Consider the following 26765-nt stretch of genomic DNA (forward strand, 5'->3'; position numbering starts at 1 on the left):
TAATTATAAACCAATACATCTAGATCCCATGACAAAAAATCCAGAAATAGATAAGTCGAAATTAGTTTCTTTTTCAATTGATGAAATTGGAGACAATCACTTGTTTACTAGCGTTGAGACACCCATTAAGCCTGATGCATTTGTTATGGCTGATGAGGAAAAGAAAGAAAAAATTGCTTTTCATTTTAGGGAAATTATGGAGGTTTTAGGACTTGATTTGAATGATGATTCTCTAAAGGGAACACCACAACGTGTTGCAAAAATGTATGTTGATGAAATTTTTTGTGGATTAAACCCTGCAAATAAACCTCAAGTGGCACTTTTTGAAAACAAATACCAATACAATCAGATGTTACTAGAGAAAAATATAACTTTTTACTCTAACTGCGAACATCATTTCGTGCCTATTTATGGGAAAATACATGTGGCTTATGTTTCAAAAGGAAAAGTAATTGGTCTTTCTAAAATCAATAGAATAGTTCAATATTTTGCGCAAAGACCACAAGTACAAGAGCGATTGACAATGCAAATAGGGTTGGAGCTACAAAAAATTTTAGAAACAGAAGATATTGCAGTTATTGTCGATGCAAAACATTTATGTGTTTCATCTAGAGGTATAAAAGATGAAAGTTCAGCCACAGTTACAAGTTATTATGGAGGAGAGTTTCAAAATGAACAAAAAGTGATTGAATTGCATAATTATTTAAAAATTTAAATTTATTTTAAAGAATGATTTAATTAGTTTTTTATATTTGCAACAGACAATTACAAATACATGAATAACTTATTTACATATTTTAACAATTTTTTCTTTTATTTCTGGTATCAGAAAAGGGATTGTTATTGTGTAAACTTAAGTTAAAAATATAAAGTTAATATTCAATGCAATCCCGATGTAGACCACATCGGGATTTTTTTTATTCAAATTTTTGTTCGGAATTCATTTTTAAAAAGTAGAACATGAAAACTAAAGTTGCAATTCAAGGAATTAATGGTTCATTTCATCAAGAAGTGGCTAACAATTATTTTGGTGAAGATATCGAAGTGATCGAATGTAAATCTTTTAAAGAAGTTGCCAAAAGATTAAATAAGGGTTTAGTAAATTATGGGGTTATGGCAATAGAAAATTCTATAGCTGGTGCTTTGATACCCAATTATGCTTTAATCGATGAAAATGAATTTAGTGTTTTAGGAGAATATTTTTTAAAAATTAGTTTAAATTTAATGGTCTTGCCAGGACAAAACATAGATGATATTAATGAAGTGCATTCGCATCCAATTGCGCTGCTTCAATGCGCTAAATTTTTAGAAAAACACAAGCGTATTAAGATTATAGAAAGTTCTGATACTGCAATAACTGCTAAAAGAATTTGTGATGAAAAAATAAAAGGAATAGCCGCATTGGCTGGCCCTACAGCGGCTAAGGTTTTTGAACTTGAAATAATTGCACCAGAAGTGCAATCAGTTGAGAGTAGTATTACAAGGTTTATGATCCTGCAAAAGGATAAGTCTGTTTTAGAGCAGAAAGAAATTAATAAAGCTTCGGTAAAATTTGAGTTAGATGATACACCAGGAAGCTTGGCAACAATATTAAATGTAATGAATAATTGTAAGTTGAATTTAACTAAGATTCAATCTATGCCTATAGTTGAAAAGCCATTTCAATATTCTTTTTTTGTGGATGTAGTTTTTGATAAATACAAACATTTTGAAAAGGCAAAAAGTGTATTAGAAATCATGACAACACATTTTAAAGTCTTAGGAGAATATCAGTCAGGTGTTATGCCAATAAATAAAAATAGTAATAAAGAACAAGCAATAGTATTAAGTGAATAGTGATGGAAATAAAGAAAGAAAATAGAAAATGGTTAGACGATTTACAATTAAATCATCCATTAGTAATTGCAGGACCATGTAGCGCCGAAACAGAAGAACAAATAATGGCGGTGGCAAATGAATTAAAGAATTCTGATGTTTCTGTTTTTAGAGCAGGAATTTGGAAACCTCGTACTCGTCCAGGAGGATTTGAGGGGGTAGGAGCAATAGGCTTACCTTGGTTACAAAAGGCAAAAGCTGCTACAGGCTTGTTAATTGCTACAGAAGTGGCTACTGCAGAGCATGTGAAATTGGCTTTACAACATGATGTAGATATTCTTTGGATAGGTGCAAGAACTACGGTAAATCCATTTGCTGTTCAAGAAATTGCAGATGTTCTACAGAATACTGATAAAATAGTTTTATTGAAAAATCCAGTAAATCCTGATTTGTCATTATGGATAGGAGGGTTAGAACGTTTGTATAATGCAGGGATCAAAAAACTTGGTATGATTCATCGTGGATTTTCTACTTATGATAAATCGAAGTATAGAAATAATCCTGAGTGGCAAATAGCGATTGACTTGCAAAATAAATTTCCAGACTTAGTTTTAATCTGTGATCCATCTCATATCACTGGGAAAAGAGATATGATTCAAGAAGTTTCACAACAAGCTCTGGATTTGAACTTTGATGGATTAATGATTGAAACACATTGTACCCCAGACGAAGCTTGGAGTGATGCTGCTCAGCAAGTAACACCAGATACTTTAAAACAAATGTTTGTTGATTTGAAAGTTCGTAAAACAAGTGATGAGACTGATGATTATCATAAACGTATTTCAAAATTAAGAACACAAATTGATGAGTTTGATGAGAAACTTTTAGAAATTCTCGGAAAACGTATGAAAGTGGCTGATCAAATTGGTTTGTTAAAGAAAGAAAAGAACGTGGCAATCCTTCAAAATAACAGATGGAATGAAATCCTTGGAAAAATGATTTTAGACGGAGAAGAAAAAGGACTAAGTGAGGAATTTGTTTTGAAAATTTTCAAAGCAATACATCAAGAAAGTATTAATCATCAGGAGAAGGTATATAAATAAGATAAAACCTTTTAAGGCTTTATCTTATTTTTTCAATTTTCTAAATACAAATCGAGTAATGTAAATACCTTGGCCATCTTTGTCTCCAGCATCACTTTCTACACCACTCAAGGCTTGGAATAATTCCCAACCTTCGTTAGAAAGTTCGTTCAATTTAGAAGTTATTATGGCGTCATTTGCAGCTATGTTTTCGAATCGAATACCACCTAAATTATAAAAATTTAAAAGTTTTGTTTCTTCGAAATTTTCTACACGAATGTCACCTCGGTCACTTTTATTTCTACCAGAGCTATGTTCAGAGGCAAAGTCTTTATAATTTCTTTTGTCCTCAACATCAATCAATCTTGATCTACCTAAACCATTAGGAACAATAGATTCTACACAGGTGATAACCTTGTATTCAAATTGTTGAGCATGAGTAAGGATAGAAACCAAAATTAAGGAAAGAGTAAATAGAGCTTTTTTCATAATTAGTTTGTTTTAAGTAATGTTAAAAATAATAAAAAAAATAGTTTCTTGTATATTTGCCACATGACAGGAATAGTATATAAATCTACCGGAAGTTGGTACACGATAAAAACTGAAGAAAACCAATTTTTAGAATGCCGTATAAAGGGTAAATTCCGTATTCAAGGAATTAAAAGCACTAATCCTATTGCGGTGGGAGATATTGTAGATTATGATTTAGATAATTCTGCAGATGAAACTATTGGTGTAATTACAAAAATTCACGATAGAAAAAATTATATCGTTCGTAAGTCTGTGAATCTTTCCAAGCAAACTCATATCATTGCATCAAATATAGATGTAGTTTTTTTATTGGTAACTATTAATAATCCTGTTACCACAACAAGTTTTATTGATCGATTTTTAGTAACTGCCGAAGCTTACGGAATTGAAGCAGTTTTAGTTTTTAATAAAATAGATACTTATGATGAAGCTACTTTAGATGAGCAGCTTTATTTACAATATATTTATTCAAATATTGGATACCAATGTTTGAGAGTTTCGGCTAAAGAAGAAAAAGGATTAGATGACTTAAAACATTTAATGAAAGATAGAGTTTCAATGTTTTCCGGTCATTCTGGTGTAGGGAAATCAACCTTGGTCAATGCGTTAGAACCTGCATTAAACCTGAAGACAAAAGAAATATCAGACTCACATTCTCAAGGACAACATACCACAACTTTTGCAGAAATGTTCGATTTATCGTTTGGAGCTAAAATCATAGATACACCAGGAATTAGAGGATTCGGAATTGTAGATATGGAAAAACAAGAAATAGGAGATTATTTTCCAGAGTTTTTTGCCTTAAAAGATCAATGTAAGTTTAATAACTGTTTGCACAAAGAAGAACCTCATTGTGCTGTTAAAGATGCATTAGATAATGACGAAATAGCTTGGTCTCGATACAATTCATATTTGCAAATATTAGAAGGAGATGATGAAACCTATCGAAATGATATTTATGGAAGTGAAAGAGATCCTAATAAATTTTAGACCATGCGAGCAGTAATACAAAGAGTTTCTGAGGCATCTGTAACAATCGAAGGTGAAAAGGTTGCAACTATTCAAAAAGGATTGTTGGTTCTAGTTGGTATAGAAGATGCTTCAAACCAAGAAGATATAAATTGGTTGACCTCAAAAATTGCAAATCTTAGAATTTTTGGTGACGAAAACGGAGTGATGAATCTTTCAATAAAAGATATTGATGGGGACATGATTGTAGTTAGTCAATTCACATTACACGCCGCAACAAAAAAAGGAAATAGACCAAGCTATATTAAAGCATCAAAACCAGATGTTGCGATTCCGCTCTATGAATCTTTTGTACAACAAATGGAAATAGAATTAGGAAAAAAAGTACAAACTGGGCAATTTGGAGCTGATATGAAAGTGGCTTTAGTGAACGATGGACCAGTGACTATAATTATAGATACTAAAAATAAAGATTGAAATTAAATGAGAGTAAGATTATTATTTATTCTGTTTTTTTTGTTTATTAACATTAAAACAAGTGCCCAAAAAAACAATTATTCGGTAGATTTGATACCTGAAAATTTAAAAACAAATGCGAATTCTGTAATAAGGGATCAAAAAGATTTAATAGAGATAATCTCTATTTCAAAAGTAAACATTAAGAATTTTAAGGCAATAACAGTTTTTAATAAAAATGGGTTGTCAAATATAGATGCGTTTGAGTACTTTGATAAATCTAGAGTCGTAAAATCCATTGAAGCTACTGTCTATAGCCAAGCAGGTGTTGAAATTAAGAAGATAAAAAGAAAAGATTTCGTAGATGTAAGTGTCGCAGGGGATGCTGGCGACATTACTGATTCAAGGGTTTTACATCTTAATTATACTCCAACTGAATATCCTTTTACTTTAGTCTATGAAAGCGAAGTGGAAACTTCGAATACTGCTTTTTTACCAAAATGGTATCCAATTAACGATTTTGAAGAAAGTGTTCAAAAATCAGAATTTCAAATTTCTTTTCCATCAGATTTAGGGTTTAAATTCAAAGAGATTAATTTTGAAAAGGATACGCCTATTCAAAAGAAAGAGTCAGTAAATAAACTTATTTTTTCAATAGAAAATGTTGAATCAAAAAAGCTTGAAGAGCTCTCTTCGTATGAATTTCCTTATGTGATTTTTGGACTAGATAGATTTTATTTGGAGGGAGTTGAAGGAAATGCAAAAACATGGAAAGATTTTGGAATTTGGATGAATGAAAAGCTTTTGTTAGGAAATGATGAAGTTTCGGAGGAAACTAAGAAAAAAATTCTAGAATTGACCAGCAATACCTCTGATATTATAGAAAAGTCAAAAATTGTATACAAGTATGTTCAAGATAAAAATCGATATGTGAGTATTCAATTAGGTATCGGAGGTTGGAAACCTATGTTGGCTAAAAATGTTGATCGATTAGGGTATGGAGATTGTAAAGCATTAACTAACTATACAAAAGCATTGCTAAAAATAGCTGGAATTGATTCTTATTATACTATTATTTATGGTGATAGAGATAAAAAGGATTTAATCGAAGATTTTGTTTCTATGCAAGGGAATCATGTTATATTGGCAGTTCCAATTGATAAGAAGTATGTTTTTTTAGAATGTACTAGTCAAACCGAAGCTTTTGGGTTTCAGGGGAACTTTACAGATGATAGACTAGCTTTAATAGTCAAACCCGATGGAGGAGAGATTACAAGAACAAATCATTATATTGATTTTGATAATTCCCAGATAACAAAAGGAAATATCATTGTCAATGACTTGAGAAGCATATCTGGAAATGTACAATTAAAATTTAAAGGTAATCAATATGTTTACGTCTCACATGAAGAGTTTTTAACTCCTGAAAAATTAGAAGAGACTTTAAAGTATAGATATTCTCATCTTAATGGTTTTACTTTCAATAATTTTAAAGTTGAAAACAACAGAGATAAAGTTGAATTTACAGAAAATTTTAATTTGTCTGTAAAAGACTATCTTAAAGAAATAAATGGAGAGTGGGTTATGAATGTTAATGTTTTTAATCAAAACTCCAACATACCCAAAAGATATAGAACCAGAAAAACAGGTTTTAAAATAACACATGGGTTTTATGATGAAGATACAATAGAGATTTTAATACCTAGTAATAAAAAAATAATCTTTAAACCTGAAAAAATTGAATTAGAAAATAAATTTGGAAAATATTTATTAGAAATTACAATTTTGAATGACAGTAAAATTTTATTTACTAGAAAACTTTTGTTAAAAAAAGGAAAATACGAATCTACTGATTATGAGCTGTATAGACAGTTTAGGGAACAGATTGCTAAAAGTGATAATTCAAAATTAATCTTAAAATAAATAGATATCTACAATATGAAAAAAATATTTTTACTTGCTTTATTTTTTGTTGTACAAAGTTATGCTCAGAAATATGAATTAGGAAAAGTTACAATAGAAGAATTAAAAGAAAACATACACCCTAAAGATACAACAGCTTCTGCTGCAATATTATTTAAAACTGGAGAGACTAGATTTAATCTTGATCCTGATGGGAACTGGACTTATTTGACAGAAATTAAATGTAAGATAAAAATTTATAAGAAAGATGGATTGAAATATGCAAATCAAGAAGCTTCATATTATACCGGTGGATCAGGAGAACGTTTGTCTTTTAGTGATGCTGTTACTTATAATTTAGTAAATGGTGCTATTGTTAAAACAAAAATGAAATCAGATGCTAAATTTACAGAAGCTACAAATGAAAAGTGGTCAACTAAAAAAATTGTTCTTGCAGATGTGAAAGTAGGGAGTATTATCGAGTTTTCATACTCTTTAAAATCCCCTTTTATTTCAAATCTAAATGAGTTTCAATTTCAAGAAGAGTTGCCTGTAAATTATGTTTCCTACAATTTATATATTCCTTCTTATTTCAGGTATAGGTTTATTATCTCAGGTTATGAATCAATTAATAGTGAGGAAGCACAAATTGCTAATTCTAAATTCAATGAACTTAAAAAGTCCTATTTTAGAAAAGATTTACCTTCCATAAAAACTGAGGCTTTTGTAGATAATATTAGAAATTATACTTCAATTTTGAAAAGTGAATTGGCTTCTATTGAATATCCAAGTAGACCAGCGCAAAACTTATCTTTAGATTGGCAAGGAGTCGTTAAAAATGTATATGAAGATTCTGATTTTGGAGATGAGTTAAAGAAAACCGGATATTTTGAAAAGGATTTAGAAGTTGTTTTAAAAGATAAAATAACTCGTGATGACAAAATAAGTGCTGTTCTAAAATTTGTAAAGGAACGTGTTAAGTGGAATGAAAAATATGGTTATACATGTCAACAAGGTGTAAAAAAAGCATATGAATTAAAAAATGGGAATGTCGCTGAAATTAACTTAATGCTAACTGCTATGTTGAGATTTGCAAATGTTGATGCTAATCCTGTATTAGTGAGCACAAAATCTAATGGTATTGCATTATTTCCTTCCCGTAGCGCATTTAATTACGTAGTTTCGGCTGTTGAGATTGAAAATGATGTTATTTTATTAGATGCTACAGATAAATTTTCTATGCCAAATGTTTTGCCACTTCGAACAATGAATTGGACAGGGAGAATAATTAGAAAAAATGGCAGTTTTAATGAAATTGATTTAAATGTCAAAAATAAATCATTGGAGAATGTTAATATGCTTTGTAATATTAATTCTCAAGGTTCTTTTGAGGGTAAAATTAGAAAACAAATAACAAATCATTATGCTCTCAATCAAAGAAGTAATTATAATGAACTAAACCAAGATTCTTATCTCGAAAAGTTAGAAAATAGATATGATGGTATAGAAATATCTGATTACGAGAGCCAAAATAAAATTGAAATTGATAAACCTTTTATTGAAATGTTCTCTTTTAGGGATACAAAAGCAGTTGAAAAAATTGGCGATAAGTTATATTTCTCTCCTCTTGCATTTCTTAAAATTGAAGAAAACCCATTTAAGTTGGAAACAAGAAATTACCCTGTTGATTTTGGATATCCATTTCAAGATAAATATAATATAGTTATAAATATACCTGAAGGATATATTGTCGATAGTTTTCCAAAACAAATACATTTAAATGCTTTGGAAGGATATTTAAGTTTTAAGTATATGCTATCAGCAAATGAAAAAAACATCCAATTGCAAGTGACTACTGAAGTTAATTTGCCTTTAATTTCTAAAGATTATTATAGTGACTTAAAAGAGTTTTTTAGTGAAATGATTAAAAAACAAACAGAAAAAATCGTACTTAAAAAAGTATAATTATGAACATCAAAAACGCACAATTAGACGTAGATAATTGGATTAAAGAGCACGGCGTTCGTTACTTTAACGAATTAACAAATATGGCGCAACTAACCGAAGAAGTGGGTGAAGTTGCTCGAATTATAGCGCGTCGTTATGGTGAACAATCGGAAAAAGAAAGTGATAAAAACAAAGACCTAGGCGAAGAACTGGCCGATGTAGTTTTTGTGGTTTTATGTTTGGCAAATCAAACAGGAGTTGATTTACAGGCAGCATTCGATAAAAAAATGGATTTAAAAACAAAACGTGATCACGATCGTCATCATAACAACGATAAATTAAAATAAATTGAGTTGGATTTTACTAATTATAGCCGGATTTTTTGAAGTAGCATTTGCTACTTGTTTAGGTAAAGCAAAAGAAACTTCTGGGCAAACCATGTGGCTTTGGTATTTAGGTTTTTTAGTATGCCTAACCATTAGCATGGTACTATTAGTAAAAGTTACCAAAGATATTCCAATTGGAACTGCTTATGCCGTTTGGACAGGAATTGGAGCAGTAGGAAGTGTTTTAATTGGGATTTTTATCTTTAAAGAACCCGCAACTTTCTGGCGAATATTCTTTCTAATGGCATTAATTGCCTCCATCGTTGGATTAAAATATGTTTCTGAATAATGAATGTACATTTACAAAAATCGGAAGTCAAAAATCAAGAGTTAAAAGTTACAATAACGGGAAGTAAATCAGAAACAAATAGATTGTTGCTTTTACAAGCGTTGTATCCTAATTTGACTATAGATAATATTTCTAATTCAGATGATTCAGAAGTGATGCAAAAAGCATTAGCTTTCACCTATCACCCATCACCCATCACCCAAACAATAGATGTGCATCACGCAGGAACTGCCATGCGTTTTCTTACTGCTTTTTTTGCTATCCAAGAAGAAAAGGAAATTGTTTTAACAGGTTCTTCTAGAATGAAAGAAAGACCAATTAAAATTTTAGTTGAAGCATTACAACAACTGGGAGCTGAGATTTCGTATGTCGAAAACGACGGCTATCCTCCAATTCAAATTAAAGGGAAAAAACTAACGCAAAATAAAGTTTCTCTACCTGCGAATGTAAGTAGCCAATATATTTCGGCTTTGTTGTTGATTGCGCCAAAATTAGAATATGGTTTGGAATTGACATTAGAAGGAGAAATCACTTCTGTTCCTTATATCAAAATGACGTTAGCATTGTTAAATGAAATTAGGATAGAAACTTCTTTTGAAAATAATATAATTACAGTTGGTCATGCTAAATATGTCGGAGCAACACGATTAACGGTTGAAAGCGATTGGAGTTCAGTTTCCTATTGGTATTCTATCGTGGCTTTGTCTGAAATTGGAACCCAAATTACCTTATCGAGCTACAAGAAAAATAGCTTACAAGGTGATGCTGCTTTAGCTGAAATTTATCAAAATTTTGGAGTAAAAACTATTTTCAACGGAAACAATACAATCACAATTTCAAAAGTAAAAGCCCATAACCTTTTACCTTTTACCTATGACCTAAAAGATTGTCCCGACATTGCCCAAACGATTGCAGTAACTTGTTTTGGTTTAGGAATAGGTTGTGATTTATATGGTTTACATACCTTGAAAATTAAAGAAACCGATCGTTTGGAAGCGTTAAAAACGGAGTTAACCAAATTAGGCGCTGCAATTTCAGTGACAAACGAATCGTTACATTTAAAACCTTCGACTTCTATTAATGAAAATATCGCGATAAAAACATATCAAGATCACAGAATGGCAATGGCGTTTGCACCACTTGCACTTCGTGTTCCAATAATTATTGAAGAAGCTGAAGTAGTTTCGAAATCCTATCCTGATTTTTGGAATGACCTAAAATCGGTTGGTTTTCAAATGGAATAAATTATCTTTTGATTAACTGAATACTATCTAAAATGGTTTGTACTTTATCTGAAGAAATAGGTAATTGCAAACCATTTTTTAATACCAAATTCCCGCCATCTGATTTATTGTAAGCCGAAACAAAGTTCACGTTAACAATATACGATTTGTGAATACGAACGAAGTTTGGATTACTGCATAAAATATCTTCGAAGTTTTTCAAATTTCTACTTACCACATGTTTTACATCATTGGCACATTTAATTTCAGAATAAGCGCCGTCACCTTTTATGAATTGAATATCTTCGGTTTCCAAAAACAGAATGCTATTACCGCTTGGCACCGCAATACGTTGCAACACATCCTGCTTCATGGTTTCCTTTAAAAGCGAATAATTAGTTTCTGATGATTTTTGTTTTTCCATTCGAGTAATAGCATTTGATAATTCTTCTGGGTTGATTGGTTTTAACAAATAATCTACCGCAGAAAATTTAAAAGCTTGCAACGCATACTCGTGATAAGCAGTTGTGAAAATGATTTTGAATTTGACTTCATTTTCGTCAAAAAAGTCTAATAATTCCAAACCGCTATGACCTGGCATTTCAATGTCAAGTAAAACCAAATCAGGTTGGTATTTACGAATCGCTTTTACACCTTCCGGAAGATTTTCGCATTCAGCAACCACTTCAACATTTTTACAATATTCGTCAACGAGTAGCGATAGGTTTAAGCGAGCTCTTTTTTCATCATCAATAATTATAGCTTTCATGGGTGTGTATCGGTATTATTATTTCTACTAATGTTCCCGTAGGTTGATTTTGTAGATTGTGTTTGTCAATTATTTTTAAAGAAATGTTTTTGTGATTGTGTTCATTCAACAAGTCAATTCGGTTTTGTAACGCTTCAGTAGCAAATGACTGATGGTTTTTATTTTTAATCTGATTCAATTCATTGCTTTTTTGTCGACCAATGCCATTATCATCAATTCCAATATGCAATTCGTTATTCTGTATTTCGAACGAAATCGTAACTTTTTTATCGCCTTGTTTGTGAAGCAATCCGTGTTTTACAGCATTTTCAACATAAGGCTGCAATAACATCGTTGGAATTTTGATGCTTTCTTGATCAATGTTTTTTCCAACTTGAATTTCGTAACTAAAATCTTCATCAAAACGACCTTTTTCAATATCCAAATAGAGTTGAAGCGTTTTAACTTCTTCGGAAATCGAAATAAAATCTTTTTCCGTCATTTCTAAAATCGTTCGCGTTAGGTTTGAAAATTTGGATAAATAATCAATAGCCAAACGCTTTTCATTCGATAAAATGAACGATTGTAAGGTGTTTAAAGCATTGTAAAAGAAATGCGGATTCATTTGCGATTTGATCGCTTTCAACTTCGATTGGTTGGCATTTTTTTCCATATTGATTTTGTCTAAAACCAATTGATTTCGCTTTTCAATTTTTTTGATATTTATGCGATATAACCAATACATAAAAGCCAAAAGGAAAACTGATGCCCCAAAAATAAACGGAAATTGCAACCAAAACGGACGATTGATTGTGAAATGAATTTTCGTTGTGTTTTTAAAATTGGAATTTAGTACAAACTCAATCGTATAACTTCCATGGGTTAACGAGTTTAAAACCAATTCCGGATTTAAAATATCTGCTTTTTGCCATTGCGATTCGTTAATTCTATATAAAAATTCGTGTTCTTCAAAAGGCGTTGGCGATAAAAAACGATACGTAATATGAATGTTATTTTCGTCATAAGCCAAATCATTCAATTTCAATTTTGTTACAACTTCATTGTTTGCTTTTATATTCTCAATGATAAAAGTTGGATTGGAACGATTGTAAACTTCTTGTTTTTTAATGATTAAACCTCTATTGGTCGAAATGTAATAGCTATTGTTTTTTAAGATTATATCATTCACTTCAATATTGCTATTAATGTGAATAATTTGCTTTAGCTTTTTGGTTCGCAAATCGAACTCAAAAATGTATTTATTGGTAATGATAAAAAGCAATCTGTTTTTGAGAATCGTTCTTTCTACATTTTCTTGTTGAATGGTTGCCGGAAAATTAATTTCTGAAATTGTATTGTTATCAATTTGAAATAAATTCAAATCACCATTACAAGCATAAATTTTTCCTTGCTCATAAGAAAGTTTGGTAATGTTTAACGAAGCATTTTTATGTTTTAATTCGGAAAGTAACCCGTTTTGACCAATATAAAACAAACCGTTATTGGTTGCAAAATAGATAGTTTTATTGATACTGTCATATGCCGTAGATTTTCCTTTGGCGTTCAAGATAATATTATTGTAGTCTTTCTTTTCTGATTGTGTAAAAGAATAGAAAACGCTATCCCAATTACTCTCCATTCTATCTTTTGTTTTAAAAAGGCCAGAGGAACTACTTGAGGCAAAAGCTAAGTATTTAGAATCTATAGGATAGACACTTTTCACTGCCATAGCAATTTCTTTTACTAAGCTTTGTTTAGAATCTAATATGCCGAATTTTGAGGAAGTAAAAAATAAATTGTCTGATACTTTTTCATAAAAAAGCTGGCCCATTTGATGGTTGTCTTTACCAGTATAAATCGTTTTAAACTGATTTTTTTCTAAAGCAAGAATTTTATCGTTTTTGGTTCCAATAACTAATTGATCGTTTTTAAAACACAAAGAAGTTAAACTTTCTTTAGAACTAATTAATTGCGTTTCAAAATCTTCAATGTAAAACAAACCTTCGGTTAAAGTTGAAATCCAATAATTATTGTTTTTGGTCTTGTATATATAGGAAATATTGGTTCCACTGAAAAATTCTTTTTTGTTTTCAGAAGCATTGTCTATTTCTACAATACCTGTGGTTGTGCAAAGCCAGTTTTTGTTGTTGCACCAGCTTAAATTTTGAACAATAGTATTTTTGAGGTTTAAGTTTCTTTTGATAAATTGATTATTTTGAAAGTAATAGCAATAATCTGAAAATTTGGAACCAATTAAGAGGCCTTCTTTTGTTTTTTCAACCAAAATGGAGTTGAAGTTTTCTGTAAAGCCTTGTGGGAATTTGACTTCTTTCTGAATGCTGTCATTTTGAATAATGATCAACTGATTTGCAAAAACATAAATCGTTTCATCACTAAAAAATATGTATTTAGAATCTTTTGTGTTGAGTTTTATTTTTTTTGTTAAACGTAAACTTTTCAAATCGTACACATCTATAGTATTTTCGTTAATGATGTATAATTGGTTTTTTATAATTCCAAATTTGAAATAGCCAATCGATTTGTTTTGGTTTAATTTTTTCAATTGATTTTTCTCAACATAATACAAATAACCATCAAAGTTCTCGTACCAAACTCTTCCGAAAGCATCTTGTTGAATACAAGAACCAGCTTTTGAAGTCATATCGCTTGTGCTAAAATATTGAAAAGTGTAACCATTAAATTGACACAGACCTTTTTCAGTAGCAAACCACATAAAGTTGTCTTTATCCTGAAAAATATCGTAAACACTATTGGTTAGCAATCCTTGTGATTTGTCAATGGTGTTAAAATAAGGATTTTGCCCCAAAAAGATTTGGGTGGTTAATAGTAAAAATATGCAATATAAATAATTCAACGTCAGATTTTGTTCAAATGTAGCGATATAACGAATATACCAAATCTTCAGTTAATGAAATTCTTGTTTCAGTTAATGAAGGTGCTGTTTTTATTTTGCTTTTGTTTTCGTTAACCCAAAATGGGGTTTGGTTAACTCATCCGTTTTAAGAATAATGATACTACTAATTTTACATCATAATTATAAAATAAACGAACATGAAAACAAGACTACTCTTTTTATTTTTTATGGTGTTTTTCAATATGATAAATGCACAAACACCGCTTTATCATTTTACTTTTGATAATGCAGATACGTGGTGGGATACCAATCATAATGTAAGATTTTATGATAATAATATTGGTTATGCCTCAACTTTTCTAAATGGTCAAAATGGAGGGCAAGCATTAAGGATACAAAATTATGGTTCAGTATCTGCACAATTTAGCAATTTAGCTTCTGGTGGCTCAAATCGAACCGTAGCGGTTTGGATTAAATTTAACGGGTATGATCCATCTAATGGTAATTATATTTTTAGTTATGGAACACCAACTAATGGTAAAGCATTTGGTTTAACAATGAACGGAAATACAGCACTTGAACAATATGCTTGGGGTGCTGGTTTTAGCTCAATTTATAATTATACTTTTAATACATCACAATATTATCATTTAGTTACTACTTATGATGGTGTAAATACAAGAATTTATATTAATGGAGTTTTAGTAAAAACTCAGGCAATGAATTTGACCACAGATACTGTGACTAATAATTATTTTAACTTAGGAACTACACCAACTAGAACTACTCATCGATTACAAGCAGATATTGATGATTTAAAAATTTTTAACACTGTATTGTCTGATTCACAAGTGCTTCAACTGTTTAATGGAACAACATCAAGTTCACCTTCAATAACAAATGTTTCATTACAAACATCTCAAAATTCTGTTAGGGTAAATTATACATTAAATGCAAATAATGCTGCTACAACATCAGTAGTAAAATATGGTCTTTCTTTTGGGTCTTGGCCTAATCAAGTTGCTGGATTCTCTGCTTCCGGAACATCTAATACAACAAACTTCGTTGATTTAACTGGTTTGGCAAGTAATACTACCTATTTTATTAGAATAGAGGCAACAAATTCTGTTGGGGCAGCTTATTCGTCACAATATATAGTTACTACGGGAGATTATACTGACGCTATTGCAGATTATAGATTTAATAATTATTTTACAGACATAAATGGGGCTAATCCGTTTAGCAGTAACGCAGGTACTTCTTTTACAACGGATAGATTTGGTAATGCTTTTTCGGCTTTAAATATTAATAATACAGGTTCTACTGCAACCATACCGGGACTGCCTTATTCAAATTCTCCAAGAACAATATGTTTCTGGGCTAAATTAAACACCATGCAAGCCCCTTATAATATGACTTTTTCATATGGACAACCAAATACAAGTAATGCTTGTGGAGGTTCATTTAATGGTTCGTTGGTTGAGTATTTTGGTTACGCAAATAATTTTAGCGCAAGCTCTTCTAATTCAGCAGGCACTTGGTATTTCTTTACATATACCTATGATGGTACAAATGCTAAAATTTACAAAAATGGAACTTTGTTAAGTACAACTCCAAAAGCATGGAATACTTTGAACAACAGTAATTTGTTTAAATTAGGTACCGGAGTTGGTGGAGAGTTAAACTTTAATGGTGCAATAGACGATTTAAAAATATTCAATTATGTTTTAAGTGATTCTCAAATATCTGGATTATATAATTCCAATACTTTCTTATCTGTATCAGATTTTTCTCAAAACAATCTAAAAGTTGCTTTATATCCAAACCCAGTTCGTGATATTTTAAATGTTGAAACTGATTTAGATGTTAAATCCGTTGAAATTTACAACATTCAAGGGCAAAAAGTAATGCAATCAAATCAAAAACAAGTGCATGTTTCTGATTTAGCTTCTGGAATGTATTTGGTTAGAATTGAAGATGTTGATAATAACGTATCTACAAAGAAAATAGTAATTAAGTAGTTGTTTTATTGGTTTTTAATTTAGGCGTTGTACAGTAAATAAAGGGGTTTGTAAAATAAACTGCTTTTTACTTGACAACGCCTATTTCACAATTGTATATTTGCAGCCAATTTTGATTTCAGAAAAATTCTGATTTCTAATTTCTTAATCCTAAATTTAAGTATGAAGTTATCTAATTTCAATTTTAATCTTCCAGCTGAATTATTAGCTGAATATCCTGCTGAAAATCGCGACGAATCTCGTTTAATGGTAGTAAACCGTAAAACAGGTGAGATCGAGCATAGATTGTTTAAAGATATTATCGAGTATTTTGATGAAGGCGATGTAATGGTTGTAAACAATACTAAAGTTTTTCCAGCTCGTCTTTACGGAAATAAAGAAAAAACAGGTGCGCGTATCGAAGTTTTCTTATTAAGAGAATTAAATGCAGAGCAACGTTTATGGGATGTATTAGTAGATCCTGCTCGTAAAATTCGTATAGGTAACAAACTATATTTTGGTGATGATGATTCATTAGTTGCTGAGGTTATTGATAACACAACTTCTCGTGGTCGTACATTACGTTTCTTATATGATGGATCTTATGAGGAATTTCGTCAAAAATTAGTGGATCTTGGAGAAACTCCAATTCCAAAATACATTAATCGTGAAGTAAATGAAGATGATGCTGAGCGTTATCAAACCATTTATGCTAAAGAAGAAGGAGCTGTAGCAGCACCAACTGCTGGTTTACACTTTTCTAAGCATTTAATGAAACGTTTAGAAATTAAAGGAGTAGATTTTGCAGAAGTAACTTTGCATGTTGGTTTAGGTACTTTTAACCCAGTTGAGGTTGAAGATTTATCAAAACACAAAATGGATTCTGAGGAATTGAAAATTACTCAAGAAGCTTGTGATGTAGTAAATAAAGCTAAAGTGTCTAAAAAGAAAGTTTGTGCAATTGGTACGACATCAATGAGAGCTATGGAGAGTTCCGTTTCTTCAAATAAAACATTAAATCCATACGAAGGTTGGACAAATAAATTTATTTTCCCTCCTTATGATTTTAGTGTTGCAGATTGTATGGTAACCAATTTTCATACTCCAAAATCAACTTTATTGATGATGATTTCCGCATTTTGTGGTCATGATTTAATGATGAAGGCTTACAAAGAAGCTATTGAGCAAAAATACCGATTCTATTCATACGGTGATGCAATGTTGATTTTATAGATTACAAAAATATAAAGCGTTCAATTTTGAACGCTTTTTTTTATACTTAAATATCACAAGAAATTCCTTTTTCGTGTTTTAAAGTATCTTCAATGAAATTAAACAGATATAATTAAACAGAGTTTTTCAATTTTCTTATTTTTACCCAAAATAAAAACTAAACAATGACTTTTCAGAATACTCTCGAATTTGCTCAACAATTAGATGCTCAAGACGAATTAAAACAGTACAGAAACGAATTTATTTTTCCACAACACAATGGTAAAGATGTAATCTATTTCACAGGTAATTCATTAGGATTGCAACCAAAAAGAGCGAGAGATTATGTGAATGAAGTAATGGAAGATTGGGCTAATCTAGCTGTCGAAGGTCATTTTTATGCCAATAAGCCTTGGTGGGATTATCAAGAAAGATTTTCTGAGCCATTAAGTAAAATTATTGGAGCAAAACCAAGTGAGGTTACTGTTATGAATACCTTAACTGTCAACTTACATTTGTTAATGGTTTCATTTTATAGGCCAACTTCTAACCGTTTTAAAATTATTTGTGAAGAAAAGGCTTTTCCTTCTGATCAGTATATGTTTCAAAGCCAAGTAAAACATCATGGTTACAATCCAGAAGATGCAATTATTGAAATCAAGCGTAGAGATGGAGAGCATAACATTAGGTTAGAAGATATTTTAAGTAAAATAGAAGAAGTAGGAGACGAATTGGCTTTGGTTTTATTTGGAGGTGTAAATTATTACACAGGTCAAGTTTTTGACATGAAAACCATTACAGATGCTGGACATAAAGTTGGAGCAAATGTTGGTTTTGACTTAGCGCATGCTGCGGGTAATATAAAATTAGAATTGCACGATTGGAATGTCGATTTTGCAGCTTGGTGTTCATATAAATATATGAATTCTGGACCAGGTAATGCTTCAGGGTGTTTTGTACATGAAAAGCATCATCATTCTAATCTGCCTCGTTTTGCCGGGTGGTGGGGTCATAATAAAGAAAGACGTTTTAAAATGGAGCCTCAGTTTGATCCTGTTCATGGAGCCGATGGTTGGCAAGTAAGTAATTTACCGATACTATCTTTAGCTCCTTATTTAGCATCTGCCGAAATGTTTGCAGAAGTAGGTATGGATAAATTAATCAAGAAAAGAGATTTAATAACCGCATATTTAGAGTTTATTCTTCATGAAATAGATAAAGAAATTGAAGGCTCAGAATTTGAAGTTATTACCCCTAAAGAAGCTAAAGATAGAGCATGTCAATTATCTGTTTATCTTCACGGACAAGGACGTGATTTATTTGATTATCTGATGAAAAACGGTGTAATTACAGACTGGAGAGAGCCTAATGTAATACGATTAGCTCCAGTTCCTTTTTACACTTCATTTGAAGATATGTATAATTTTGGTCAAATATTAAAAAACGGAATTTTAAAATAATTTAACATTTTATTAGCAATTTGTTTGTTTTTTAAATTATTTTTAGTCTATTTGCTTTGATTAATCCAAAAACCAAATTGTTATGAAAAAAAACCTACTCTTCGCAGGTTTACTTTCTTTGTTTTTCTCTTTTTCAAATGCTCAAACTTCCGATAAGGAAGGACAAGCTAGAGCATGGATAAAAGAAAATATTAAGGAGTTAAACTTAAATTCTGATTCTAATTTGTCTCTAAGATTTGTACGTAAAAGTTTGTCTGGAGAAACACTTAGATTTCAACAAATGATTAATGGAGTTCCTGTATTTGATACGGAATTAGTTATTCACTTTTCTCCAAATGGAGATATCAGTTACTCAGATTTAAATTTTGATAAAAATGTAGCACAAATCTCGACTGTTCCTCAAATTACAAAAGAAGACGCGATTGCTATTTCTGATAAAAAAATTGATGTTGCAGGAATGGTAACATTTCAAGAGAACAAATTATTTGTATACAATAAATTGGGTTCAACAAAACTTGTTTATAGAATTGTAACAAGTTTTGAAGAAAGACCAGGAAGTTGGGAAGTTATATTAGACGCAAATTCAGGAGAAGTTTTAAGTGTAAAAGATATTGCTATTCATTGTGGTTTTAATGGTGAAGAGACATCCAATCATGGTGTAAAGTTCGAAAAATCTAATAGTCAAAAGTTTTTTATGCCAGTTGAGGAAAAATCTGCTTTGGCTTTTGAATCTGGATCCGCAATGGTGTTTTTAGCAGATCCTTTGTCGAGTGCGCATGCAACTTATGGAGATACAGGATTTACTGATGGTAACGGTCAGGGCGACACAGACACGGCTCAATTAAATGGGCAAAGAGTTAATGTTACATTGCCTCAAGTAGAAAATACAGCTGGAACTTATAAGTTAAAGAGTTCTTATGTTGAAATAAAAAATCTTGAAAACCCAAATAAAGGGTTGTTTACACAAGCGACTTCGAACTTTGCATTTACAAGAAGTCAAGATGGTTTTGAAGCCGCAAATGTTTTCTATCATACAGATAATAGTTTAAGATATATAAATCAAACTTTAGGTATACCTTGTGTGCAAAATGTTGATAATTCTCATGCTGGAGTATTGTGGTTTGATCCTTCTGGAGAGAACGGTGCAGACAACTCACATTATTCAAATGGTGTACTTGTTTTTGGTGAGGGCTGTGTTGATGATGGTGAAGATGGAGATGTAATTTGGCATGAATTGGGGCATGGATTACATGATTGGTTAACTGGAGGATCGCTTTCTCAAGTGAATGGATTAAGTGAGGGTTCTGGTGACTATTGGGCTCAATCACATAGTAGAATATTAAATCACTGGACAACTTCGGATGCTGCATATCATTATATGTTTAATTGGGATGGACATAATACATGCTGGGGAGGTCGTACAACTAATTATGGTGCGGTATACCCAGGTGGACTTGTTAATCAAGTTCATACAGACGGTCAGATTTGGTCAACAGTATTGATGAAAATATGGGATGTAATTGGTAGAGAAAAAACTGATAAAGCTTTCTTAGAAGGGTTATCAATGACAAATAGTTCTACAAACCAACAAAATGCTGCTATAGCTGTTAGGCAAGCTGCAATCGATATGAATTTCCCATGTGCGGATGTTCTAACAATGACGCAAAAGTTTACACAAGCAGGTTATACAATGCCTGCGGTTACTACTAGGATAAATTGCCCAGGGAATCAAACAGTTGTTGCTGGAGCAGGAAATACTTATTCAATGGCTAGTTTTATATCTCAAACAAATGTAATTAGTGCAAATTGTTCAGCAACAGCAACGCAAAATCCAGCTGTTGGTACAAGTTTAGCTCCAGGTACTTATACAGTAACCATGACGGCTACTGGAGGCACTAGTTGTAATTTTCAATTAACAGTTCAACCGGCTTTAAGTGTTGATGAATTTGTAAAGAAAAATTTAAAGCTTTATCCTAATCCAGCTTCTACAGAAATTACTGTTAGCGGAGACTTTATTTCTGGTCAAGATATTGAAATCTATAACTTATTAGGTCAAAAACTTATTCAGAAAAACTTAATAACTAATGAAGAAAAAATAGATATTTCAAGTCTGTCTTCAGGAGTATATACGGCTAAATTTAAAGGAAGTAATACAACTCTTAAGTTTATTAAAAATTAATAAAATGCTATTATAAAGTTATTAAAACCTGTTCTTGTAAGAGCAGGTTTTTTTTATTCGTCTAATACAAATATCTTTGTGATAAATTAGTTAAGAAATGAATAAGCAACAAATTATAGAAAGTTTTGATCCCAGTCAACCAGGATTAGCAGATGCAACTATTTTTGGATTGCCATTTTCGGCAGATGATTCTGAAATTATAGTCATTCCTGTGCCTTGGGAAGTTACTGTAAGTTATGGTGCAGGGGCTTCAAAAGGACCTGAAACAGTTTTAGAAGCATCATATCAAGTAGACTTAAATCATCAAGATTTTCCTGAACTTTGGAAATTGGGAATATATTTAGATCAGTATCCTCCAAAATTAAAGCGTAAGTCTAAAAAATTTAAAAAAATGGCTCAGCCAATTATTGAATGTTTAGAAGAAGGAGGAGATGTCGGGAAAAATGCTGAGTTAAGAGAAAATTTGAATAAAATTAATGATGCTTGTGCTAATATGGTTGATGCTGTTAAAGAGCAAACAACAAATTGGTTAAACAAAGGAAAAAAAGTTGTTTTATTAGGAGGTGATCATAGTACTCCACTAGGATATTATCAAGCATTAGCCTCAAAATATGATAATTTTGGAATCCTGCACTTAGATGCGCATATGGATTTACGTATTGCATACGAAGGATTTACTTTTTCACATGCTTCGGTTATGTATAATGCTTTGCAAATTCCAGAAATTTCTAAAATTGTTCAAGTTGGAATAAGAGATTTTTGTGAGCAAGAAGTAGAAGTTGTTAATGAATCAAACGGAAGAGTTTTAGTTAATACTGATGCTGATTTGAAAACAGAATCATTTGAAGGAAAAACATGGGCTGAACAATGTGATGCAATTATTGAATCACTACCTCAAAAAGTTTGTATTTCTTTTGATATTGACGGAATGTATCCGTGGTATTGTCCTAATACAGGAACGCCAGTTCCTGGAGGCTTTTCATTCGAACAAGCGACTTATTTATTCAATAAATTAGCAGAAAGTGGTAAAGAAATTATCGGATTTGATTTAGTTGAGGTTGCACCTGGTAAAGACGATTGGGATGGAAATGTTGGAGCTAGAATGTTATTCCATATGTGTGGAGTTTTAGCAAAAAACAATGGTTTAAATACAGGGACAAAAATTAACTTCCCAAGAAAATAAAAGTTATTATAAGTTGTGAAAAAGGCGAACATTTGTTCGCCTTTTTTATGTTATATAGGAATTATATAAATATTCTCAAAAATCATATAATGAGTCGCTTTGCTTTATGCTATTACTTTGTCATGTGATTCAATCATTACTATTATTAATTATAAAAATAAAACGTTATGAAAAAGTTGATTTTAATGTTATTAGGGGTAGGAATGTTATATTCTTGTAAAGACAGTAATAAAGGAACTCTTGATCTTGAAAAAGAAAGACAAGCTAGTATAGACTCAATGAAGATGGAAATTGAGAAGCAAAGAATTATCGATTCTATGCAGTTAGCAAATTCTCAAAAAGCAGACAGTAAAAGAGAAGTAGTTGTGGTAAATCAATCTGCACCTGCTCCCGCAAAGAAAAAATGGAGTGGTGCTGCTAAGGGAGCTGTTATTGGTGCGGGTGTTGGTGCTGTAACTGGTGCAGCAATAAGTAAAAATAAAGCAGAAGGTGCAATTATTGGAGGTTTGGCTGGTGCTGGTGTTGGTGCAGGTACTGGTGCTATTGTAGATGAAAGTAAGAAATAAGAAAGTTACTTCTTTAATTTGGGGCTGTGTGTCTAAGTTTTTATAACTTAGGCACACTTTTTTTATGTATCGAAATCAGTTTTGTCTAAATTTGATAAACAAACAATTCCAAATGAAACGAATCAAAAAATTTTTCTTGTTCATGATTGCTTTACTCGCTCTTATTGTGATTGGAGTATACGGTTATTTGCAATACAGCAAACCTCAATATGAGGGTGAAGTAGCAATTAAAAATATTAGCAAAGAAACCAATGTTTTTTTTGATGAGTTTGGCATTCCGCATATTTATGCCTCTTCAGAAAAAGATGCTCAAACTGTTTTGGGTTATGTTCATGCTCAAGAACGCCTTTGGCAAATGGAATTATTACGACGCATTGCGCCAGGAAAGTTGTCAGAAATATTTGGGAATAAAGCTTTAGACAATGATAAGTTGTTTTTAGCATTAGGGATAGATGAAAACTCAGAACAAGCAATTGCGAAGTTGGATAAAAATGGAAAATCATATCAACTTGCCATGGCCTATGTTGATGGAGTTAATCAATATTTAGAAAATGGTAAAACCCCAATAGAGTTTACTTTGTTGGGAATAGAGAAAAAGCCTTTTACTTTAAAAGACGTTTATAATATTTTTGGTTACATGGCTTTTAGTTTTGCATGTGCCCAAAAAACAGATCCGCTTTTAACAGATTTAAAAAATAAACTTGGAGAAAGTTATTTGAAAGAATTAGGTGTAGATGGTTCGTATAACACTACAAAAATAAAAACCAATGATGGTAAAATACAAGAGCAATTTATAGAGGCTTCAACTGCTGTGGCTAACTTGCTTGACAAGTCACCTTTTCCTCCTTTTATAGGAAGTAATAGTTGGGTAATTGCTCCTAAAAAAACAACAACTGGAAAGGTAATCTTTGCAAACGATCCCCATATTTCATATTCTCAACCAGGAACTTGGTATGAAGCGCATGTTGTGACGCCTGAACATGAAATGTATGGTTATTATTTGGCAGGAACACCATATCCTTTACTTGGTCATAATCGAGATTATGCTTATGGTTTGACTATGTTTGAAAACGATGATGCCGATTTTTTTCAAGAAGAAGTTAATCCATCAAATAAAGAACAGTATAAATCTATAGCTGGTTTTACAGATTTCAAAATAAGAACTAAAGAAATAAAAGTAAAAGATAGTGCCTCTGTTGCTTTAAAAATAAAAGAAACAAATCATGGAGCTGTTATGAATGGTATTCTTAGAGATTTTAATCCAAGCCAACCAGTTGCTTTTAATTGGATTTATACTCATGAAGAAAATAAAATTTTGGATGCTGTCTATTCCTTAAGTCATTCTAAGAGTCTAAGCGATTTTCAAAAAGGGATTTCATATATAGTAGCTCCTGGTCTGAATATTATGTATGGTGATGCTAAAAATAATATTGCTTGGCAAACCTCAGGAAAATTATATAAGTTTCCAAAAGGTGTCAATTCGAATTATATTTTAAGTGGAACTAATGGTGTAGATGATAAAGTTGAATATTTAGATTTTTCGAAAAATCCAAAAGCAGTAAATCCAGAGTGGAATTATGTGTATTCGGCTAACAATATGCCTCAAGCTATAGATGGCTATGAGTATCCGGGTTATTATTTGCCCGAAGATAGGGCTAAACGAATTTCTACTTTATTGGATGAAAAAAATAATTGGTCTAAAGAGGATGTTTCTAAAATGATTTACGATAATACATCTTCAGTTAGTGCAAGTGTATCGCGTAATTTTGTTTCTTGGATTTCTACCAAAGACTTTTCCAAGATTGAAAAACAAGCCTTAGAACAATTAACAAAATGGAATGGCAGTAACAGTACTTCAGATGTTGTGCCTACTATTTATAATAAGCTGTTGTATTTCTATTTTAAAAACACTTTTAAAGATGAAATGGGAGAGCTAGCTTTCAAACAATTTATGAAAACTCACATCATGAAGCAGTGTATAGATAATCAATCTAAGATTGAGAATTCTGTTTGGTGGGATGATATTACAACTAAAAATAAAAAAGAAAATCGTCAAGATATCTTAACAAAATCATTTAAAGAAACTATTGCTAATCTTTCCTCTCAGTTAGGAAATGATGTTTCGACATGGAATTGGGGCAGAGTGCATAAAGTAGAATATAAACATCCTATTGGGCAAGTAGCTTTATTGCGTCCTTTGTTTAATGTAGGTCTTTTTGAAGCCCCAGGAGCAAACGAGGTAATTAATAATGTTATGTATTATTATACAGATGCAGAATCTTATGATATTTCGGCGGGACCTTCAACTCGAAGAGTAATCGATTTTAGTGATATAGAAAATTCGTGGAGTATTTTACCAACGGGTCAATCTGGTAATCCAATGAGTAAACATTACAACGATCAAGCACAAATGTACATCGATGGAAAGTTTAGAAAGATGAAAATGAATAGAGAAGAAATTGAAAATTCATCAACAAAACTGGTTTTCAAGGTCAAATAATCTTAAAATGAATGCGCTTTTAGGCTTAAAATCTTAAATTTGCACAACTGCTTATAAAAATTTAAATGCAAACTCCTCAAAAAATTGCTGTTATTGGTTCTGGATTAGTTGGAACTTTATTGGCAATCTACTTAAAAAAAATGGGTCATACGGTTCACGTTTTTGATCGTAGTCCAGACATTAGAACCGTTGAATTTTCGGGGCGTTCAATTAATCTTGTGATGTCTAACCGAGGTTGGAAATCGCTTGAAGATATTGGGATTGATCACGAGATACGTAAAATTGGAATTCCTGTAGATAAAAGAGCAATTCATCTACAAGATGGTAAATTGAATTACCAATTTTATGGTAAAGATGGTGAAGCTATTTTTTCGCTTTCACGCGGTGTTTTAAATCGAAAAATGATTGATTTAGCTGAAGCTGTTGGAGTAGAGTTTAAATTTGAGCATAAAATTTGGGATGTAACGTTAGCCGATGCGACCTTACACATAGGAGAAAGCGAAAGAGGTGAGTGGACCGAGTTAAAATACGATAAGGTCTTTGGAGCTGATGGTGCTTTTTCAAGAATACGCCATCGTATGCAACGCCAGAGCTTGTTCGATTATTCTCAGGAGTTCATGAAAATAGGCTACAAAGAATTACATATTCCAGCTAATGCAGATGGAACCCATAAAATAGATAAAAACTCACTTCACATTTGGCCCAGAGGACAATTTATGTTAATGGCTTTGCCAAATCTAGACGGAAGTTTTACTTGTACTTTGTTTATGCCTTTTGAAGGAGAGAATTCTTTTAACGCTTTACAAGAAGAGGATAAGTTAGTTGATTTTTTTGCCAAATATTTCCCAGATACAAAAGAAGTAATTCCAGACTTGGTTCATGATTTCTTTAAAAATCCAACAAGTTATTTAGTAATGATGAAATGTTTCCCATGGACTCATGAAGATAACATTGCTTTAATTGGAGATGCTGCTCATGCAATTGTGCCTTTTTACGGTCAAGGAATGAATGTTGGATTTGAGGATATTTCTGTTTTGGTTGAAATGATAAACAAGTATGGCGATGATTGGGAATTAATTTTCAAATCTTATGAAAAATCTCGCAAGCCAAATGCTGATGCTATAGCTGAACTTTCAATGAGAAATTTCATAGAAATGAGTACTAAAACTGCCGATGAGAAATTCTTGCTTCAAAAGAAAATTGAAAAATGGTTTTCAGATAAGCATCCAGAAAAATGGTTGCCATTGTATAGTAGAGTAACTTTTAGTACTCAACCTTATTCTGAGGCTTTAGCAATAGGCGATTTCCAAAACAAAATAATGGAAGAGGTTATGACTACTATACCAGATATAGAAAACAAGTGGAATAGTCTAGAAGTAGAAGAAAAAATAATTTCGCTTTTAAGTTCGAAAGTACATTAAATTAAAAAGCTCCAAATTAAA

Annotated in this window: 21 protein-coding genes; 18 read left to right on the forward strand and 3 right to left on the reverse strand. The window is 31.6% G+C overall.

Features of this window, described 5'->3' with window-relative positions:
• Positions 1-28 precede the first annotated feature (28 nt).
• The 3 genes from folE (at position 29) to BUC09_RS04120 (ending at position 2918) form a co-directional block, all read left to right on the forward strand.
• Positions 29-715, forward strand: a complete 687-nt coding sequence (folE, locus tag BUC09_RS04110) for a GTP cyclohydrolase I FolE (RefSeq protein ID WP_073308903.1) — start codon at positions 29-31, stop codon at positions 713-715.
• Between the two features lie 245 nt (positions 716-960).
• Positions 961-1836 (forward strand): prephenate dehydratase, encoded by an 876-nt coding sequence (locus tag BUC09_RS04115; protein WP_073308905.1) that lies wholly within the window; start codon positions 961-963, stop codon positions 1834-1836.
• Positions 1837-1838: 2 nt separating this feature from the next.
• Entirely contained in the window at positions 1839-2918 is a 1080-nt protein-coding gene (locus tag BUC09_RS04120) for a bifunctional 3-deoxy-7-phosphoheptulonate synthase/chorismate mutase type II (protein ID WP_073308907.1), read from the forward strand.
• A 24-nt stretch (positions 2919-2942) separates the two neighbouring features.
• Here BUC09_RS04120 and BUC09_RS04125 read toward each other — a convergent pair whose 3' ends face one another.
• Entirely contained in the window at positions 2943-3386 is a 444-nt protein-coding gene (locus tag BUC09_RS04125) for a hypothetical protein (protein WP_073308909.1), read from the reverse strand.
• Positions 3387-3449: 63 nt separating this feature from the next.
• Between BUC09_RS04125 and rsgA the strand changes: the two genes are divergently transcribed.
• From rsgA to aroA, 7 genes are read left to right on the forward strand one after another with little or no spacing between them, the layout of a single operon-like run.
• On the forward strand, positions 3450-4418 hold the full coding sequence (rsgA, locus tag BUC09_RS04130) for a ribosome small subunit-dependent GTPase A (protein ID WP_073308911.1): 969 nt from the start codon (positions 3450-3452) through the stop codon (positions 4416-4418).
• Between the two features lie 3 nt (positions 4419-4421).
• Entirely contained in the window at positions 4422-4874 is a 453-nt protein-coding gene (gene dtd / locus BUC09_RS04135; protein WP_073308913.1) for a D-aminoacyl-tRNA deacylase, read from the forward strand.
• A 6-nt stretch (positions 4875-4880) separates the two neighbouring features.
• Positions 4881-6776, forward strand: a complete 1896-nt coding sequence (locus tag BUC09_RS04140) for a DUF3857 domain-containing protein (RefSeq protein ID WP_073308916.1) — start codon at positions 4881-4883, stop codon at positions 6774-6776.
• Between the two features lie 15 nt (positions 6777-6791).
• Complete coding sequence (locus BUC09_RS04145) at positions 6792-8720, forward strand: DUF3857 domain-containing protein (protein ID WP_073308918.1); 1929 nt, start codon at positions 6792-6794, stop codon at positions 8718-8720.
• A 2-nt stretch (positions 8721-8722) separates the two neighbouring features.
• The gene (locus BUC09_RS04150) at positions 8723-9049 is read left to right on the forward strand and encodes a nucleotide pyrophosphohydrolase (RefSeq protein WP_073308920.1); all 327 of its coding nucleotides are present in this window, start codon (positions 8723-8725) and stop codon (positions 9047-9049) included.
• A 1-nt stretch (position 9050) separates the two neighbouring features.
• The gene (locus BUC09_RS04155; protein ID WP_073308922.1) at positions 9051-9377 is read left to right on the forward strand and encodes a DMT family transporter; all 327 of its coding nucleotides are present in this window, start codon (positions 9051-9053) and stop codon (positions 9375-9377) included.
• A complete protein-coding gene (gene aroA / locus BUC09_RS04160) occupies positions 9377-10621 on the forward strand; it encodes a 3-phosphoshikimate 1-carboxyvinyltransferase (protein ID WP_073308924.1) in 1245 nt (414 codons plus the stop codon). The genes BUC09_RS04155 and aroA overlap by 1 nt, the downstream gene beginning before the upstream one ends.
• Position 10622: 1 nt before the next feature.
• On the opposite strand, the gene BUC09_RS04165 is transcribed toward aroA, so the two are convergent.
• A complete protein-coding gene (locus BUC09_RS04165; RefSeq protein ID WP_073308926.1) occupies positions 10623-11369 on the reverse strand; it encodes a LytR/AlgR family response regulator transcription factor in 747 nt (248 codons plus the stop codon).
• Complete coding sequence (locus tag BUC09_RS04170) at positions 11350-14175, reverse strand: sensor histidine kinase (RefSeq protein WP_073308928.1); 2826 nt, start codon at positions 14173-14175, stop codon at positions 11350-11352. The genes BUC09_RS04165 and BUC09_RS04170 overlap by 20 nt, the downstream gene beginning before the upstream one ends.
• A gap of 245 nt (positions 14176-14420) precedes the next feature.
• Between BUC09_RS04170 and BUC09_RS04175 the strand changes: the two genes are divergently transcribed.
• The 8 genes from BUC09_RS04175 to BUC09_RS04210 all read left to right on the forward strand — a co-directional run bounded on the left by BUC09_RS04175 (position 14421) and on the right by BUC09_RS04210 (position 26744).
• Positions 14421-16244 (forward strand): LamG-like jellyroll fold domain-containing protein, encoded by a 1824-nt coding sequence (locus BUC09_RS04175; RefSeq protein ID WP_084127085.1) that lies wholly within the window; start codon positions 14421-14423, stop codon positions 16242-16244.
• 162 nt (positions 16245-16406) lie between these two features.
• Positions 16407-17456, forward strand: coding sequence for a tRNA preQ1(34) S-adenosylmethionine ribosyltransferase-isomerase QueA (gene queA / locus BUC09_RS04180; protein ID WP_073308932.1), 1050 nt, complete (start codon positions 16407-16409; stop codon positions 17454-17456).
• A 164-nt stretch (positions 17457-17620) separates the two neighbouring features.
• A complete protein-coding gene (gene kynU / locus BUC09_RS04185; protein ID WP_073308934.1) occupies positions 17621-18895 on the forward strand; it encodes a kynureninase in 1275 nt (424 codons plus the stop codon).
• Between the two features lie 82 nt (positions 18896-18977).
• Positions 18978-21074 carry a T9SS type A sorting domain-containing protein gene (locus BUC09_RS04190; protein ID WP_073308936.1) on the forward strand — a complete coding sequence of 699 codons (2097 nt, stop codon included), beginning with the start codon at positions 18978-18980 and terminating at the stop codon, positions 21072-21074.
• A gap of 97 nt (positions 21075-21171) precedes the next feature.
• Complete coding sequence (locus BUC09_RS04195; RefSeq protein ID WP_073308937.1) at positions 21172-22257, forward strand: agmatinase family protein; 1086 nt, start codon at positions 21172-21174, stop codon at positions 22255-22257.
• Positions 22258-22424: 167 nt separating this feature from the next.
• Positions 22425-22823: a glycine zipper family protein gene (locus BUC09_RS04200; protein ID WP_073308940.1), complete on the forward strand. Its 399-nt coding sequence runs from the start codon at positions 22425-22427 to the stop codon at positions 22821-22823.
• A 112-nt stretch (positions 22824-22935) separates the two neighbouring features.
• Positions 22936-25323 (forward strand): penicillin acylase family protein, encoded by a 2388-nt coding sequence (locus BUC09_RS04205; RefSeq protein ID WP_073308942.1) that lies wholly within the window; start codon positions 22936-22938, stop codon positions 25321-25323.
• 65 nt (positions 25324-25388) lie between these two features.
• The gene (locus BUC09_RS04210; RefSeq protein WP_073308944.1) at positions 25389-26744 is read left to right on the forward strand and encodes an FAD-dependent oxidoreductase; all 1356 of its coding nucleotides are present in this window, start codon (positions 25389-25391) and stop codon (positions 26742-26744) included.
• Positions 26745-26765 lie beyond the last annotated feature (21 nt).

The organism is Flavobacterium terrae (assembly GCF_900142035.1).
GTDB classification, from domain to species: domain Bacteria; phylum Bacteroidota; class Bacteroidia; order Flavobacteriales; family Flavobacteriaceae; genus Flavobacterium; species Flavobacterium terrae.